The 13,534-nt window shown below is 58.9% G+C and carries 18 protein-coding genes; 8 read left to right on the top strand and 10 right to left on the bottom strand.

The window, feature by feature from the left end:
• The first annotated feature begins 231 nt into the window (after positions 1–231).
• The 4 genes from DOCECA_RS02500 (at position 232) to tsaA (ending at position 2,868) form a co-directional block, all read left to right on the top strand.
• Positions 232–705: a GNAT family N-acetyltransferase gene (locus tag DOCECA_RS02500; RefSeq protein ID WP_420764451.1), complete on the top strand. Its 474-nt coding sequence runs from the start codon at positions 232–234 to the stop codon at positions 703–705.
• A gap of 81 nt (positions 706–786) precedes the next feature.
• Complete coding sequence (locus DOCECA_RS02495) at positions 787–1,497, top strand: rRNA pseudouridine synthase (protein ID WP_420764292.1); 711 nt, start codon at positions 787–789, stop codon at positions 1,495–1,497.
• Positions 1,498–1,552: 55 nt separating this feature from the next.
• A complete protein-coding gene (locus tag DOCECA_RS02490; RefSeq protein ID WP_420764291.1) occupies positions 1,553–2,014 on the top strand; it encodes a YehS family protein in 462 nt (153 codons plus the stop codon).
• Between the two features lie 155 nt (positions 2,015–2,169).
• Positions 2,170–2,868, top strand: coding sequence for a tRNA (N6-threonylcarbamoyladenosine(37)-N6)-methyltransferase TrmO (gene tsaA, locus DOCECA_RS02485; RefSeq protein WP_420764290.1), 699 nt, complete (start codon positions 2,170–2,172; stop codon positions 2,866–2,868).
• 208 nt (positions 2,869–3,076) lie between these two features.
• Here the strand turns inward: tsaA and fpr are convergent, their stop codons facing one another.
• Positions 3,077–3,856 carry a ferredoxin-NADP reductase gene (gene fpr / locus DOCECA_RS02480; RefSeq protein ID WP_003198368.1) on the bottom strand — a complete coding sequence of 260 codons (780 nt, stop codon included), beginning with the start codon at positions 3,854–3,856 and terminating at the stop codon, positions 3,077–3,079.
• A gap of 122 nt (positions 3,857–3,978) precedes the next feature.
• Between fpr and DOCECA_RS02475 the strand changes: the two genes are divergently transcribed.
• Positions 3,979–4,905, top strand: a complete 927-nt coding sequence (locus DOCECA_RS02475) for a LysR family transcriptional regulator (RefSeq protein WP_039594356.1) — start codon at positions 3,979–3,981, stop codon at positions 4,903–4,905.
• A 1-nt stretch (position 4,906) separates the two neighbouring features.
• Here the strand turns inward: DOCECA_RS02475 and DOCECA_RS02470 are convergent, their stop codons facing one another.
• The 3 genes from DOCECA_RS02470 to DOCECA_RS02460 form a co-directional block, all read right to left on the bottom strand.
• Positions 4,907–5,269, bottom strand: coding sequence for a diacylglycerol kinase (locus DOCECA_RS02470; protein WP_420764289.1), 363 nt, complete (start codon positions 5,267–5,269; stop codon positions 4,907–4,909).
• 71 nt (positions 5,270–5,340) lie between these two features.
• Positions 5,341–5,994 carry a response regulator transcription factor ErdR gene (gene erdR, locus DOCECA_RS02465; RefSeq protein WP_434562592.1) on the bottom strand — a complete coding sequence of 218 codons (654 nt, stop codon included), beginning with the start codon at positions 5,992–5,994 and terminating at the stop codon, positions 5,341–5,343.
• Between the two features lie 216 nt (positions 5,995–6,210).
• Positions 6,211–6,954: a tRNA-uridine aminocarboxypropyltransferase gene (locus DOCECA_RS02460; RefSeq protein ID WP_434562590.1), complete on the bottom strand. Its 744-nt coding sequence runs from the start codon at positions 6,952–6,954 to the stop codon at positions 6,211–6,213.
• Between the two features lie 183 nt (positions 6,955–7,137).
• On the opposite strand from DOCECA_RS02460, the gene DOCECA_RS02455 reads away from it, so the two are divergent.
• A complete protein-coding gene (locus DOCECA_RS02455; RefSeq protein ID WP_420764286.1) occupies positions 7,138–7,560 on the top strand; it encodes a quorum-sensing-regulated virulence factor family protein in 423 nt (140 codons plus the stop codon).
• On the opposite strand, the gene DOCECA_RS02450 is transcribed toward DOCECA_RS02455, so the two are convergent.
• Positions 7,561–7,755 carry a hypothetical protein gene (locus DOCECA_RS02450; protein ID WP_445571410.1) on the bottom strand — a complete coding sequence of 65 codons (195 nt, stop codon included), beginning with the start codon at positions 7,753–7,755 and terminating at the stop codon, positions 7,561–7,563.
• 500 nt (positions 7,756–8,255) lie between these two features.
• Between DOCECA_RS02450 and DOCECA_RS02445 the strand changes: the two genes are divergently transcribed.
• Positions 8,256–9,374 carry an LOG family protein gene (locus DOCECA_RS02445; RefSeq protein ID WP_420764284.1) on the top strand — a complete coding sequence of 373 codons (1,119 nt, stop codon included), beginning with the start codon at positions 8,256–8,258 and terminating at the stop codon, positions 9,372–9,374.
• Between the two features lie 42 nt (positions 9,375–9,416).
• On the opposite strand, the gene recX is transcribed toward DOCECA_RS02445, so the two are convergent.
• The 5 genes from recX to DOCECA_RS02420 form a co-directional block, all read right to left on the bottom strand.
• Positions 9,417–9,884 carry a recombination regulator RecX gene (recX, locus tag DOCECA_RS02440; protein ID WP_420764283.1) on the bottom strand — a complete coding sequence of 156 codons (468 nt, stop codon included), beginning with the start codon at positions 9,882–9,884 and terminating at the stop codon, positions 9,417–9,419.
• An 8-nt stretch (positions 9,885–9,892) separates the two neighbouring features.
• Positions 9,893–10,945: a recombinase RecA gene (gene recA / locus DOCECA_RS02435; RefSeq protein WP_420764282.1), complete on the bottom strand. Its 1,053-nt coding sequence runs from the start codon at positions 10,943–10,945 to the stop codon at positions 9,893–9,895.
• Positions 10,946–11,028: 83 nt separating this feature from the next.
• Positions 11,029–11,529, bottom strand: coding sequence for a CinA family protein (locus DOCECA_RS02430; protein ID WP_434609882.1), 501 nt, complete (start codon positions 11,527–11,529; stop codon positions 11,029–11,031).
• A gap of 70 nt (positions 11,530–11,599) precedes the next feature.
• Positions 11,600–12,115, bottom strand: coding sequence for a lysis system i-spanin subunit Rz (locus tag DOCECA_RS02425; protein WP_445571409.1), 516 nt, complete (start codon positions 12,113–12,115; stop codon positions 11,600–11,602).
• Entirely contained in the window at positions 12,112–12,657 is a 546-nt protein-coding gene (locus tag DOCECA_RS02420; RefSeq protein ID WP_434650117.1) for a glycoside hydrolase family 19 protein, read from the bottom strand. The genes DOCECA_RS02425 and DOCECA_RS02420 overlap by 4 nt, the downstream gene beginning before the upstream one ends.
• Before the next feature lie 59 nt (positions 12,658–12,716).
• Here DOCECA_RS02420 and DOCECA_RS02415 point away from each other — a divergent pair, with 59 nt between their 5' ends.
• Positions 12,717–13,529 (top strand): lipopolysaccharide biosynthesis protein, encoded by an 813-nt coding sequence (locus DOCECA_RS02415; protein ID WP_420764278.1) that lies wholly within the window; start codon positions 12,717–12,719, stop codon positions 13,527–13,529.
• Positions 13,530–13,534: the final 5 nt, after the last annotated feature.

Here is a 13,534-nt window from a genome sequence, read left to right as displayed (position 1 = left end):
GAATAGGCTTTTGTGGCGAGGGAGCTTGCTCCCGCTGGGCTACGAAGTAGCCCTATCCTTGCGATTGCTACGCAATCGAGCGGGAGCAAGCTCCCTCGCCACAGGTTGTTTGCCAGCCACTCGCCGCCTCTAAAAAAAACTTTCTGAAGCCCTGCTCTGTAACAAGAAGCAGGGCTTTTTTACGGCTATCGTATGCAGACAAGAAAACTCCACCACAAGGAACAGGCGGACATGCGCCAGCATTCGGTCATCCACACACCGAAACCGAGCGATTATCAGGAACTGACCCGGGTCTGGGAGGCATCGGTACGGGCCACCCATGATTTCCTGCCCGACAGTTATATCGAACTGCTCAGAAACCTGGTGCTCACCCGTTACCTGGACGCGGTGATGCTCATCTGCACCCGTGATTCACGCCAGCGCATCACAGGGTTCGCCGGGGTCGCGGCTGGCAAGATCGAAATGCTCTTCATCGACCCCGAGCATCGCGGCCAAGGCCTGGGCAAACAATTGCTGCGCTATGCCATTGAACACCTGAACGCCGATGAACTGGACGTCAACGAACAGAACCCGCAAGCCCTTGGCTTTTATCTCAAGCAAGGGTTCGAAGTTATCGGTCGCTCGGCAAAGGATGGCATGGACCAGCCCTACCCGCTGCTGCATATGCGCTACAAGCAGCCCGATCTGAAAGCGGGGCGCGGCTAAAAACGGCATGAGGCAAATGGACCCGCGATTAACCGGCGCCAGACAGGTACAATGCCCACCCCTTTTTGTTACGGCCCCGTCATGACTGACCCGATTCGTCTCTCCAAGCGTCTCATCGAACTCGTCGGCTGTTCCCGTCGGGAGGCTGAGCTGTTCATCGAGGGCGGCTGGGTCACCGTGGACGGCGAAGTCATCGATGAACCGCAGTTCAAGGTCACCACCCAAAAGGTCGAACTCGACCCCCAAGCCAAGGCCACCGCGCCAGAGCCTGTGACCCTCCTGCTGAACGTCCCGGCTGGCATGGATGTCGACGCGGCAATGGCAACCCTGGGGCCACAGACCTTGAGCGAAGAACATCGCTTCGGCAAGCGCCCGCTCAAGGGCCACTTCCTGCGCCTGACCGCCAGCGCCGATTTGCAGGCTGGCGCCAGCGGCCTTTTGGTATTCACCCAGGACTGGAAGATCCTGCGCAAGCTCACCGCCGACGCGGCCAAGATCGAGCAGGAGTATGTGGTGGAAGTCGAGGGCGAGATGGTCGCCCACGGTCTCAATCGCTTGAACCACGGCCTGACCTACAAAGGCAAGGAATTGCCGGCGGTCAAGGCCAGCTGGCAGAACGAGAACCGCCTGCGCTTCGCCATGAAGAACCCGCAACCGGGCGTTATCGCGCTGTTTTGCCAGGCCGTCGGGCTCAAGGTCGTTGCCATCCGCCGCATCCGCATAGGCGGCGTGTCGATCGGCAAGGTGCCGTTGGGCCAATGGCGCTACCTGTCCGCCAAAGAGAAATTCTAATTTTCCGGCGCCGCACCGAACCGGGGCGCCCACTGCCTTCATCAGGATTGCACACATGATTCACAACGACGTACTGCGCAGCGTGCGCTACATGCTCGACATCAGCGACAAAAAAGTCGTCGAGATCATCAAGCTGGGCGGCTTGGAAATCTCCCTGGAAGATTTGGCCGGCTACCTCAAGAAAGATGAAGAAGAAGGCTTTGTGTTCTGCCCCGACCTGGTCATGGCGCATTTCCTCGACGGGCTGGTGATCTTCAAGCGCGGCAAGGACGAAAGCCGTCCGCCGCAGCCGATCGAAGTGCCGGTCACCAACAACATCATCCTGAAGAAGCTGCGGGTGGCCTTCGAGCTAAAGGAAGACGACATGCACGCCATCCTCAAGGCCGCCGACTTCCCGGTGTCCAAGCCGGAACTGAGCGCATTGTTCCGCAAGTTTGGCCATACCAACTACCGGCCGTGTGGCGACCAGTTGCTGCGCAACTTCCTCAAGGGCCTGACGCTGCGCGTTCGCGGCTAATGCCGAAGGGCTGTCATTTCTTGAAGCGCTGCTGATGGTGGCAGAGCTTTTGTGGCGAGGGAGCTTGCTCCCTCGCCACAAAAGCCCCCGCCATAAACGGCAAGACCAGCTGCCCGCGCTATGATGCCCTTTCAACCCTGCCTTGATCCCAGCCCATGACCTACAACGTCTCCCCCATCGGCTTCGTACGCTCCTGCTTCAAGGAGAAGTTCGCCATTCCGCGCCAACCACAACTGGCCCCGGCCGCGCGCGGTGTGTTGGAGCTGGTGGCGCCGTTCGACCAGGGCGAGGCCGTGCAGGGTCTGGAGCAGGTCAGCCATGTCTGGTTGCTGTTCCTGTTCCATCAAGCCCTGGAAGACAAGCCACGATTGAAAGTACGGCCGCCGCGCCTGGGTGGCAATAAATCCATGGGCGTCTTCGCCACCCGAGCCACCCATCGCCCCAACGGTATCGGCCAGTCGGTGGTGAAGCTGGAACGGGTGGAGGCCGCTCGACTGTGGATCTCGGGCATCGACCTGTTGGACGGCACACCCGTGCTCGATATCAAGCCCTACGTCCCCTATGCGGACATCATCGACTCGGCCTCCAACAGGATCGCCAGCGCCGCGCCTGAGTTGATTCCAGTGCAATGGGCGGACTCTGCCCTGCTTCAGGCACGCGACCACGCAAGGCGCCTCGAAGAGCCCTTGGTGGAGCTGATCGAACAATGCCTGGCCCAAGACCCACGCCCGGCGTATCAGGTTCCTACAGCTGAACGGGAATACGGTGCGCGGTTCTGGGATCTGGACGTGCGCTGGCATTACCCGGAGCCGGGGGTGATTCGGGTGTTGGAAGTCGTTCCTACGGCTGGATAAAACCCGGAAACGAAAAAGCCCGCGCGGCCTTCATCAGGCGGCGCGGGCTTTTTGATGGTCTTTCAGTTGGACCAAGTCGCTGCCATCGCGAGCAGGCTCGCTCCCACAACTGATTTGCAGCGATCACCAAAGTTGTGGTCATACATATCCAGTGTGGGAGCGAGCCTGCTCGCGATGGCGGTCGGTCAGCCACCGCAAATGCCGAAGCTTACTTCTCTACAAACGCGCGCTCGATCAGGTAATCACCCGGCTCGCGCATACGCGGCGAAACGGTCAGGCCGAAGCTGTTGAGCACTTCGCTGGTTTCGTCGAGCATGCTTGGGCTGCCGCACAGCATCGCGCGGTCGTCTTGCGGGTTGATCGGCGGCAGGCCGATGTCGCGGAACAACTTGCCGCTGCGCATCAGGTCGGTCAGGCGACCTTCGTTCTCGAACGGCTCGCGGGTCACGGTGGGGTAGTAGATCAGCTTTTCGCGTAGCGCTTCGCCGAAGAACTCGTTCTGTGGCAGGTGCTCGGTGATGAATTCGCGATAGGCGACTTCATTGACGTAACGCACGCCGTGGCACAGGATCACTTTTTCGAAACGCTCGTAGGTTTCCGGATCCTGGATGACGCTCATGAAAGGCGCCAGGCCAGTACCGGTGCTGAGCAGGTACAAATGCTTGCCAGGCTTGAGGTCGTCCAGCACCAGCGTGCCGGTGGGCTTCTTGCTGATGATGATCTCGTCGCCTTCCTTCAAGTGCTGCAACTGGGAAGTCAGCGGACCATCAGGGACCTTGATGCTGAAGAATTCCAGATGCTCTTCCCAGTTCGGGCTGGCAATCGAGTAAGCGCGCATAAGCGGGCGGCCGTTGGGCTGCTGCAGGCCGATCATCACGAACTGACCGTTCTCGAAGCGCAGGCCCGGATCGCGGGTGCACTTGAAGCTGAACAGAGTGTCGTTCCAGTGATGAACACTGAGGACACGCTCGTGGTTCATGTTGCTCATGTACGGGGGACTCCTGGAAATGATGCCTGCGCCGGTAATCTGCGCAATTGCATCGCATTCTAATGGCGGCGACAATATCTGTTAAATGGATTATTAAGATAAGGGTTATCGGTTATATCGATATGCGATTTACTCTACGGCAACTTCAAGTCTTCGTCGCTGTCGCCCAGCAGGAAAGCGTGTCCCGTGCCGCGGGCTTGCTCAATCTGTCGCAGTCGGCCGCCAGCACTTCCATCACTGAATTGGAGCGTCAATCCAGCTGCCAACTGTTCGACCGCGCCGGCAAGCGCCTGAGCCTCAACGCCTTGGGTAAGCAATTGCTGCCCCAGGCCGTGGCATTGCTAGACCAGGCCAAAGAGATCGAAGACTTACTCAACGGCAAGTCCGGCTTCGGTTCGCTGGCGGTCGGGGCCACGCTGACCATCGGCAATTACCTGGCGACGCTGCTGATCGGCGGATTCATGCAGCGCCATCCGGAAAGCCAGGTGAAGCTGCACGTGCAAAACACTGCCAATATCGTGCACCAGGTCGCCCATTACGAAATTGATCTGGGTCTAATCGAAGGCGATTGCAGCCATCCGGACATTGAGGTGCAGAGCTGGGTCGAGGATGAATTGGTGGTGTTCTGCGCGCCCCAGCATCCACTGGCCAAGCGTGGTCAGGCGACCATGGAGGAATTGACCCATGAAGCGTGGATTTTGCGGGAGCAGGGTTCAGGTACGCGGCTGACCTTCGATCAGGCCATGCGCCACCACCGCAGCGCGCTCAACATCCGCCTGGAATTGGAACACACCGAAGCGATCAAGCGAGCAGTGGAATCGGGCCTGGGCATTGGCTGCATTTCGCGCCTGGCGTTGCGTGATGCTTTCCGTCGCGGCAGCCTCGTGGCCGTGGAAACCCCGGACATGGACCTGGCGCGGCAGTTTTATTTCATCTGGCACAAACAGAAGTACCAGACCTCAGCCATGCGTGAATTCCTCGACCTCTGCCGAGCTTTCACCGCTGGGGTCCAGCGCAGCGACGAGATCGTCCTGCCTGCCATCGCTTGAATCAGAGCAGCACCAGGCCCCAGACCAGGGCAATCATCGTCAGGGCGACAAGTTGGGCCGCGCTGCCCATGTCCTTGGCGTTTTTCGACAAGGGGTGCAGCTCAAGGGAAATACGGTCGATCGCCGCCTCTACCGCCGAGTTGAGCAACTCCACGATCAAGGCCAGCAGGCACACCGCTATCAACAGCGCCTGCTCCACGCGGCTCACGTTCAGGAAAAACGACAACGGAATCAGGATGACGTTAAGCAGGACCAGTTGACGGAACGCCGCTTCGCCGACGAAAGCTGCACGCAGCCCGTCCAGGGAATAGCCGGAGGCATTGAGGATGCGTTTCAGGCCGGTTTGGCCTTTGAAAGGAGACATAGAGTGGGCAACTGATCGATAGGAGTGGAGAAGCTACTGTAATTGCAGTCAAAAAAGCGTGAATTCAGGCGCTACGACTGCGGCGAAATTGACTCAAGTTGTTGCAACAACAAGGCAGCCTGGGTCCGGGTGCGCACATTCAATTTACGAAAGATCGCCGTAACATGAGCCTTGATGGTGGCCTCTGACACATTCAGTTCGTAAGCGATCTGCTTGTTCAACAGACCTTCACAAACCATGGTCAGCACTCTGAACTGCTGGGGCGTCAGGCTCGCGAGCCCTTCGCTGGCCGCCTTGGCCTCGTCGGACACGCTCACCGCCTCGAACGCCTGCGGCGGCCAGGATACATCACCGCTGAGGACGGCCTTTACCGCCCGTTGAATCATTTCGAGGGAGCTGGATTTGGGGATGAACCCGCTGGCACCAAATTCGCGGGCCTTGACCATCACCGAAGCTTCTTCCTGGGCTGAGACCATCACCACAGGAATCTGCGGATACTGCCCACGCAACAGGACCAGCCCTGAAAAACCATACGCGCCGGGCATGTTCAGATCCAGCAGCACCAGGTCCCAATCAGCCTTTTCCGCCAATCGGGCTTCCAGCTCCGCGATGCTGGCCACCTCCGTCAACCGGACATCCGAACCAAGGCCCAGGGTCACCGCCTGATGCAACGCGCTGCGAAAGAGCGGGTGGTCATCGGCAATCAGGATTTCGTATGTGGCCATTTTTCAAATGATCCTGTTTTTTTAAGGCAGGCCCGATGCATTCGCGCCTCGCCATGCAACTCAAGATAACGCCATTCAGCGTTATCCACAGGGGCACGTTCAACGCCAATCACAGCGTCTTAAACTCCGGCCGCACCCTGGTCGGCGCCAAGCATGCCCAGCGAAACCGGGGTGGTCAAGCTGCACGGCCACCGCTGCACCCAGTATGGGCCACTATTAGGCCAACGCCGCCTGAGCCGAGCGGACAAAGGGCAGCAGTTCGGCATGGGCCGGAGTCGACACGTTCACTTCCTGCTGACGCTTGGCACCCAGGTAATGCTGGCTGAACACATCGAAATAGGCGTCCAGGGCCGACGCCGCGTCGCTATCGCCCGCCAGCTCAAGGCACAGCGCCGCGACCTCGGCGGTGCACAGGTGCTCACTGCGTGTGGAGCGCCGCAAGCGATAGCGCGACAGCCTGTCGGGCAGCAAGCTCAAGATGGGCAGCCGGTCAAAGTAAGGACTTTTACGGAACATCTTGCGCGCTTCCGTCCAAGTGGCATCCAGCAAGATGAACAAGGGACGCTTGCCCCGAGCCAGATCAACCGTGTGGGTTACCCGGGAGGGTTCGACATACTCACCTGGAAATACCAGGTACGGTTGCCATTGTGGATCGTTCAACAAAGCCAGGAGTTGCTCATCGACATCAGTGCGCGACCAGATGAAGGCATGGTTATCCCGTACCACATCGGCGATCAGCCAGCCCGTGTTGCTCGGCTTGAAGACTTCCTTATTGGTCATGATCAGGCAGACGCCGGAACGGGTCTCGACGCTCGGACGCCAGGCACACAAGCAATGGCTCTCGATCACTCGACAGGCGCCACAACGGGGCGCGCGCCACCCTCGGGCCTGGAGCGGCTTGATGCCTTCATCGACGCGTTGGTCGCGCAAGCGGGCTACGGCGTTGGAAGCACAGCTCATCGCGGGCAACGCCCGCAGACAGGAAAACTTGACACGAACCACACTCGCAAGGGCAATGAAGACCGGCAGTCTACCAGAGCGCGCAAACCTGTACCGTCTACCCGGGCTTCCCTATAATCGCCGCCACTGAACGCACAGTCACGTGACCGGTCGAACCACCAGTTACTGAACCAGGAGAGTTTCATGCTGCGCCTTATCGTTCCAACCGTTGCCGTTCTGCTGGCGACGTCCATCAGCGCTCAGGCTGCGTCGCTGAAAGAACTCGAACTGAACAAGATGCTGCAGAACGTTGCCAAGCAAAGCAGTGTCGGCACGCCGCGCGCGATCAACGAAGACATTCTTGACCAGGGCTACACCGTCGAAGGCACCGAGCTGATCAACCATCTCAGCGTCCAAAGCAGCCATGCGCAAAAAATGCGCGCGGATCCCAAGGCGGTTTATTTCCAGCTGGGCTCCACGGTGTGCACCAATCCAGGGTTCCGCAAACTGATGGCCAAGGGCGCGACCATGCGCTACGAGTTCACCGAAGTGAAGACCAACCGTCCGGTCGCCAGCGAACGTTTCCAGGAATCGGATTGCCCGAAACCGGCCAAGACCAAGAAATAATCAACCCGCGCGCGCGCGCCGCTGCTCTTCGTCGGCGCGCAGTTCCGCCACCAGCGCCTGCAAATAGCGTGAGCGCCATTCCCGACCTTCCAGCCGACGGCAACATTCCTCTTCCAGGCTTACCCGATTGGCTTGAGCCGCTTCCAACAACATCGAATACAACTGCCCTTCGAGCTCCAGCGTTACCCTGGTCATTTCTCCCGCCTCCCTGCCCATCAATGCAGCATTTCATCGCGCGGACGTCCAGCCCTGGACGTCGAACTACGTTGGCACGCCTTTAATGGAGTTAATCAGAGCGGTACGCACCCAGCCGGTGAGCTGACGAGCGGTACGGGCCGAGGTCATTACTGAACCCATCGCGAGCGACCGATGAGCGTAGGACTACGGGGAAATGTTGCAAACGTTCACATTCGAGCGCCATGATCTGGACAGCGAAGTTCACCGCCAGAGGCTAGATTCAACGTATCGTTTTTACTGGGCAGAAAGAGGCTGCCCTCACCAATAAGCGATGTTCAACCGTTTTTCATCCAAGGGAAACAGCAGGACCCGTTGGATGGCTTGGCCGCCTTGCTGCAGATTACGTCGAGCCAGGTTTACGCCCGGGCACGCGCCCGGACTCACAACGGCACAGGAAGTGTCGTGGCCCTGATGAATCTCTCGTCAGGACCGGGGTCCTGTTCAGAAGGAGAAGCTGAATGCCTTACAAACCGAATGACCTGCTCAGCCGTCATTTTGAGAGCCATGGCCACGACCTCACCCGCAAGGTCGAAGAGCAACTCAACCTGGTATCGCCCAACAGCCCCAACCTCCCCATCTACCGCGACATGATCCTGACTGTGCTGCGCATGGCCCAGGAAGATCACAACCGCTGGAATGCCAAGATCACGCTTCAGGCCCTTCGGGAACTGGAACATGCGTTTCGAACGCTGGAACAATTCAAAGGGCGCCGCAAGGTTACGGTCTTCGGCTCGGCCCGAACGCCCATCGAACACCCTTTGTATGGCTTGGCACGGGAGCTGGGAGCGGCGCTGGCTCGGTCAGACATGATGGTGATCACCGGCGCAGGCGGCGGGATCATGGCCGCGGCCCATGAAGGCGCGGGCCGCGAGCACAGCCTGGGATTCAACATCACCCTGCCCTTCGAGCAGCATGCGAACCCGACCGTCGAAGGGACGCAGAACCTGTTGCCGTTCCATTTCTTCTTCACTCGCAAGCTTTTTTTCGTCAAGGAAGCCGATGCCTTGGTGCTGTGCCCCGGCGGTTTCGGCACTCTTGACGAAGCATTGGAGGTCCTGACGCTGGTGCAGACGGGCAAAAGCCCATTGGTACCGGTGGTGTTGCTGGACGTGCCCGGAGGCAAGTTCTGGCAGAGCGCCCTGGACTTTATCCGCGAACAATTGGAGGAAAACCGCTACATCCTGCCGACCGACATGAAGTTGATGCGCCTGGTGTACTGCGCCGAGGACGCTGTGGAGGAAATCAACCAGTTCTACCGTAACTTCCATTCCAGCCGCTGGCTCAAGCATCAGTTCGTGATCCGCATGAATCACGAACTCAGTGAACAAGCACTGCAACAAATGCAGGCCGAGTTCGCCGACCTGTGCCTGAATGACTGTTTCCATCAGCACGCTTACAACGGCGAAGAACCCGAGGAAGCGCCCTTCAGTCATCTGACGCGATTGGCATTTACGTTCAACGCCCGTGACCACGGTCGTTTAAGGGAATTGGTGGACTACATCAACCTGCCGGAAAACTGGGCCCAACCCACCGCCAAGGCCCACCCCCTGACTTGGGAGCCGATCAAGGTAACGTGAGCCCATAAAAAAACGGCCCGCTATCGACATAGCGGGCCGTTTTTAGTCGTCCATGCTGCGACCACTGAACAAGCGGTTGATCATTTCCATGGAATAGCCTCGATACGCCAGGAAACGCCCTTGCTTGGCACGCTCCCGAATGTCGATAGGCAAATGTCCCGAAAACTTGCGGCGCCAGGTCTCGGCTAACTGTTGCTGCCAATCGATACCGCTCTCGCGCAAGGCTGATTCGATATCCGCTCGTTGCAACCCGCGTTGGCCAAGCTCTTCACGAATGCGCATTGGACCGTAGCCGGAGCGGGCGCGATAAGAGACGAAGCTCTCGAGGTACCGCGCTTCCGATAACAGCCCCTCTTCCGTCAAACGGTCAAGAGCGGCGTCGATCAACTCATCAGGAGCCCCGCGTTGACGCAGTTTACGCGTCAGCTCCACACGACCGTGCTCGCGCCTGGCGAGCAGGTCCATCGCAGCTCGCCGCACCGCGACGAGGGTATCGAGTACGGCGGTCATCGGATCAATCAGATATCAGCGTCGGCCAGGTCGTCGGCAGTCTCGCGGTTGGCCACGGCTTTGACGTCCGCCACCGGGCTCAACAGCTTGTCACGCAGTTGCTTCTCGAGGGCTGCCGCGACTTCCGGGTTGTCCGCCAGGAATTTGGCCGAGTTGGCCTTGCCCTGACCGATCTTGGTGCCGTTGTAGGCATACCAGGCGCCCGACTTCTCGACGAAACCGTGCAGCACACCCAGATCGATCATTTCGCCGTTGAGGTAGATACCCTTGCCGTACAGGATCTGGAACTCAGCCTGACGGAACGGCGATGCCACCTTGTTCTTCACAACCTTGACGCGGGTTTCGCTGCCGACAACCTCATCACCTTCTTTCACCGCGCCAGTACGACGGATGTCCAGGCGAACCGAGGCGTAGAACTTCAACGCGTTACCACCGGTGGTGGTTTCAGGGCTGCCGAACATCACGCCGATCTTCATGCGGATCTGGTTGATGAAGATCACCAGGCAGTTGGCGTTCTTGATGTTACCGGTGATCTTGCGCAAGGCCTGGGACATCAGGCGAGCCTGCAGACCCACGTGCGTGTCGCCCATCTCACCTTCGATTTCCGCTTTCGGTACCAGGGCCGCCACGGAGTCGACGATGATCACGTCAACTGCGTTGGAGCGCACCAGCATGTCGGTGATCTCCAAGGCCTGCTCGCCGGTGTCCGGTTGGGAGACCAGCAGGTCATCGACGTTGACGCCCAGCTTGCCGGCGTATTCCGGGTCCAAGGCGTGTTCGGCGTCGACGAAGGCGCAGGTAGCGCCCGCTTTTTGAGCCTGGGCGATCACGGACAGCGTCAGCGTGGTCTTACCGGAAGATTCGGGACCGTAGATTTCAACAATACGACCTTTTGGCAAGCCGCCGATACCAAGAGCGATGTCCAGGCCCAGGGAGCCGGTGGAGATGGAAGGAATAGCCTGGCGATCCTGATCGCCCATACGCATTACGGCACCCTTGCCGAATTGACGTTCGATCTGACCCAAGGCCGCAGCCAAGGCTTTCTTCTTGTTGTCGTCCATTAAAGTCCTCACGTAATCAATAAGGCCTGACGGCCAACACCTGTATAAGTAGCCAGTATTATTCCACAGCGATCGGGGATCGCCTACCCCTGATTTGAGATTTCTGCGGCGGCATGTTGTAACAGCCCGTCTAGCGCGGCCTTCACCGTTTGTCGGCGGACCTCGTCGCGGTTGCCAGGTAAGAATTTCTGCTCGCTGTACACCGCCTCGCCAACACCCCAGGCAAGCCACACCGTGCCCACCGGCTTGTTCGGCGAGCCCCCGTCCGGCCCGGCCACGCCGCTGACCGCCACGGCAAACCGCGCCAGGCTTTTCTGCTGGGCGCCGCGCACCATGGCCTCCACCACCTCGCGACTGACCGCGCCGACTTTGTCGAACAGCTCTGCGGGAACACCCAACTGCTGGGTTTTCTGGCGATTGGAATACGTGACAAAACCGGCCTCGAACCAGGCCGAGCTCCCCGGAATCCGAGTGATTGCCTCGGCGATCCCCCCGCCGGTGCAAGACTCGGCCGTGGTGACATGGGCATTTAGCACCTGCAAGCGCCTACCCAATTCAGCGGCCAGTTCAGTGATGTCGTCCACGCTGCTCTCCTGATTCGACGCAATGGGCCCTACCGTACACGAGCAATCGCCGCTTGCAAGACTCGGCGGATTACCGGCCCAGCGCCCTGACATACGCCTGGCAGGCCTGCAAGGCAATCAGTCCACGGTCGCCCGCGTCGGTGATGGCGATAATTCGTTGAGCATGCGCCGGGTCAAGTCGGGCGCGTGAGGCGCCATGATCCACGCCGCCGGTACCGGTGGTGGCAGGCACTGTACAACCGGCGGCGACATCGTCGGCGTCGAGGAGGACTGACAGCCGGACATCGGCAGTAGCAAGGCGATCGCGCAGGCGATCCTGATCACGTTGGGCATCGCTCAGGGCTCGGTAATGGGTTTGTTCGCTGGTGGAGAGTTGTTGTTCCAGGGCGAGGCGTTTCTGTGTTTCCTTATGCTGGGAAGCCGCAGCTGCCGCGGTCATCTGCTTTAAGGTCTCGGCCTGCGCCCGCGCTTGCTCGGCCAAGACCCTGCCGTAACGCCAATCCTGGACCTTCCACGCCATGCTGGTCGCCAGCAGCAAAAGCCCCAATACTGTGATGGGAAAGAACCTCAACAGCGCCGGATTCATCCCAACACCTGCAACGCCCGCCCATGCAAGGCCCGCCGCTGCGCCGCGCCATTCTGGCCGCCATTGATCCGCTGCGTGATGGCGTCGAATCGACCAGCATCAGCGAGAGAATTAAGCCCATGCGACGCCCAGAACCACGCAGCCGAAAGCGCGGCCCATCGCGGCAGCTCCAGCAATGCAGGCTGCTCCATCAGATCCAGACTCAAGGCTTTACCGCAGGCCTGGTAATTAGCCCGCCCGGTGATCTGGATCAGACCTCGCCCACGGTATTTTTGCCCGTCGCCATCGGCTTCGGGGGAGTTGCCCAGGCACGAAGCCAATCGGCCAGTGTCATACTTTGATAAATAAACATCGTTGCCTAGCTCCCGTACGTGCCGCAGCTGGCCGGACTCGTGCCCCACCTGCGCAATGAATGCAGCGGCACGCTTGGGGCCGATGATCTGGTAAAGCTCCATGGCAGTGCCTAGGAGAGGTGCAAAAACGCCGGCATTGTCGCCGGCGCTTGGGAGGATACGCAGTAGTTGGGCTGGGGTGATGAACATGGCGCTCTCTTTAACGCGAATGAATACAACAACGATCATTGACTAACGGAATGGAATGAATGAGCAGGCGAAGTAGTTTTGAGAAATCGCTCATTACGGAGTCATCGTTTACACCGTTTGAAAACATGAGCTTTAGCGAATGTAGGAATGTAAAAAGTGGACCGGTTTTCATCATCGCCTCGGGCAACTCAGCGAAGGGCTTTCCGCTGGAGGAGTTTTCAGCCGTACCCATGATTACCATGAACGGCGCTATATCCATGTTCAGCCAAGCGCATACAAAACCCTTTTTTTACATCTGCTCCGATACCCACTTCCCGCTCCAGCAGCCCGATCTTTTTGCAACCGCTATGCGGCTCAGTGAGAACGTTGCCTTATGGGAGGACCAGTTCGACATCGTCCAAGCTAAGCCAAGCGGGCGAGCCTTCGGCTTGAAAAAAGCTCCCAGGGCCTCGATCTGCTCCACGTTATTCAACCCGCAGAAGTCTCTCGTCAGGTACAGATCTCTTTTTAGCAAGCGAAGCAAAGACATCGGCTTCAGCAAAAATATGACCCTCGGTTGCTTCGATGCCAGGACGGTGATGTATTTGGCCTTACAGGTCGCCTACCATCTGGGCTTCAATAGGGTTTTCCTTGTAGGTTTCGACTTGGACCAAGCGGCCGGCCGATTCTATGAAACGGTCGAAAGCAAACGCTCGCCCTGCGGGTTGGATCAGCATTACAAGACTCGCATCCTGCCTTCTCTAAAACTGATGTCCAAGCAGATCATTGATGATGATTTTCAGGTGTATAACTTGTCCGCGACCTCAAGGGTGCCGGCAGATATCATCAAAAAAATCAGTCTCGACGACGCACGGCGAATGCTACGTAACTGAATGAT

The sequence above is a fragment of the Pseudomonas sp. E102 genome (assembly GCF_052660185.1).
The sequence above is the reverse complement of the archived record's forward strand: the minus strand, read 5'-3'. Positions and strand labels throughout refer to the sequence as shown.

Excerpts from the sequence above, each read along its gene's own strand:
- DOCECA_RS02460 (WP_434562590.1), bottom strand. The coding sequence starts at position 6,954 with ATGAGCTGTGCTTCCAACGCCGTAGCCCGCTTGCGCGACCAACGCGTC.
- recA (WP_420764282.1), bottom strand. The coding sequence starts at position 10,945 with ATGGACGACAACAAGAAGAAAGCCTTGGCTGCGGCCTTGGGTCAGATC.
- recX (WP_420764283.1), bottom strand. The coding sequence starts at position 9,884 with ATGACCGCCGTACTCGATACCCTCGTCGCGGTGCGGCGAGCTGCGATG.
- fpr (WP_003198368.1), bottom strand. The coding sequence starts at position 3,856 with ATGAGCAACATGAACCACGAGCGTGTCCTCAGTGTTCATCACTGGAAC.
- DOCECA_RS02500 (WP_420764451.1), top strand. The coding sequence starts at position 232 with ATGCGCCAGCATTCGGTCATCCACACACCGAAACCGAGCGATTATCAG.
- DOCECA_RS02450 (WP_445571410.1), bottom strand. The coding sequence starts at position 7,755 with ATGACCAGGGTAACGCTGGAGCTCGAAGGGCAGTTGTATTCGATGTTG.
- DOCECA_RS02420 (WP_434650117.1), bottom strand. The coding sequence starts at position 12,657 with ATGTTCATCACCCCAGCCCAACTACTGCGTATCCTCCCAAGCGCCGGC.
- DOCECA_RS02495 (WP_420764292.1), top strand. The coding sequence starts at position 787 with ATGACTGACCCGATTCGTCTCTCCAAGCGTCTCATCGAACTCGTCGGC.
- DOCECA_RS02475 (WP_039594356.1), top strand. The coding sequence starts at position 3,979 with ATGCGATTTACTCTACGGCAACTTCAAGTCTTCGTCGCTGTCGCCCAG.
- DOCECA_RS02470 (WP_420764289.1), bottom strand. The coding sequence starts at position 5,269 with ATGTCTCCTTTCAAAGGCCAAACCGGCCTGAAACGCATCCTCAATGCC.
- tsaA (WP_420764290.1), top strand. The coding sequence starts at position 2,170 with ATGACCTACAACGTCTCCCCCATCGGCTTCGTACGCTCCTGCTTCAAG.
- DOCECA_RS02455 (WP_420764286.1), top strand. The coding sequence starts at position 7,138 with ATGCTGCGCCTTATCGTTCCAACCGTTGCCGTTCTGCTGGCGACGTCC.
- DOCECA_RS02415 (WP_420764278.1), top strand. The coding sequence starts at position 12,717 with ATGAGCAGGCGAAGTAGTTTTGAGAAATCGCTCATTACGGAGTCATCG.
- erdR (WP_434562592.1), bottom strand. The coding sequence starts at position 5,994 with ATGGCCACATACGAAATCCTGATTGCCGATGACCACCCGCTCTTTCGC.
- DOCECA_RS02490 (WP_420764291.1), top strand. The coding sequence starts at position 1,553 with ATGATTCACAACGACGTACTGCGCAGCGTGCGCTACATGCTCGACATC.
- DOCECA_RS02445 (WP_420764284.1), top strand. The coding sequence starts at position 8,256 with ATGCCTTACAAACCGAATGACCTGCTCAGCCGTCATTTTGAGAGCCAT.
- DOCECA_RS02425 (WP_445571409.1), bottom strand. The coding sequence starts at position 12,115 with ATGAATCCGGCGCTGTTGAGGTTCTTTCCCATCACAGTATTGGGGCTT.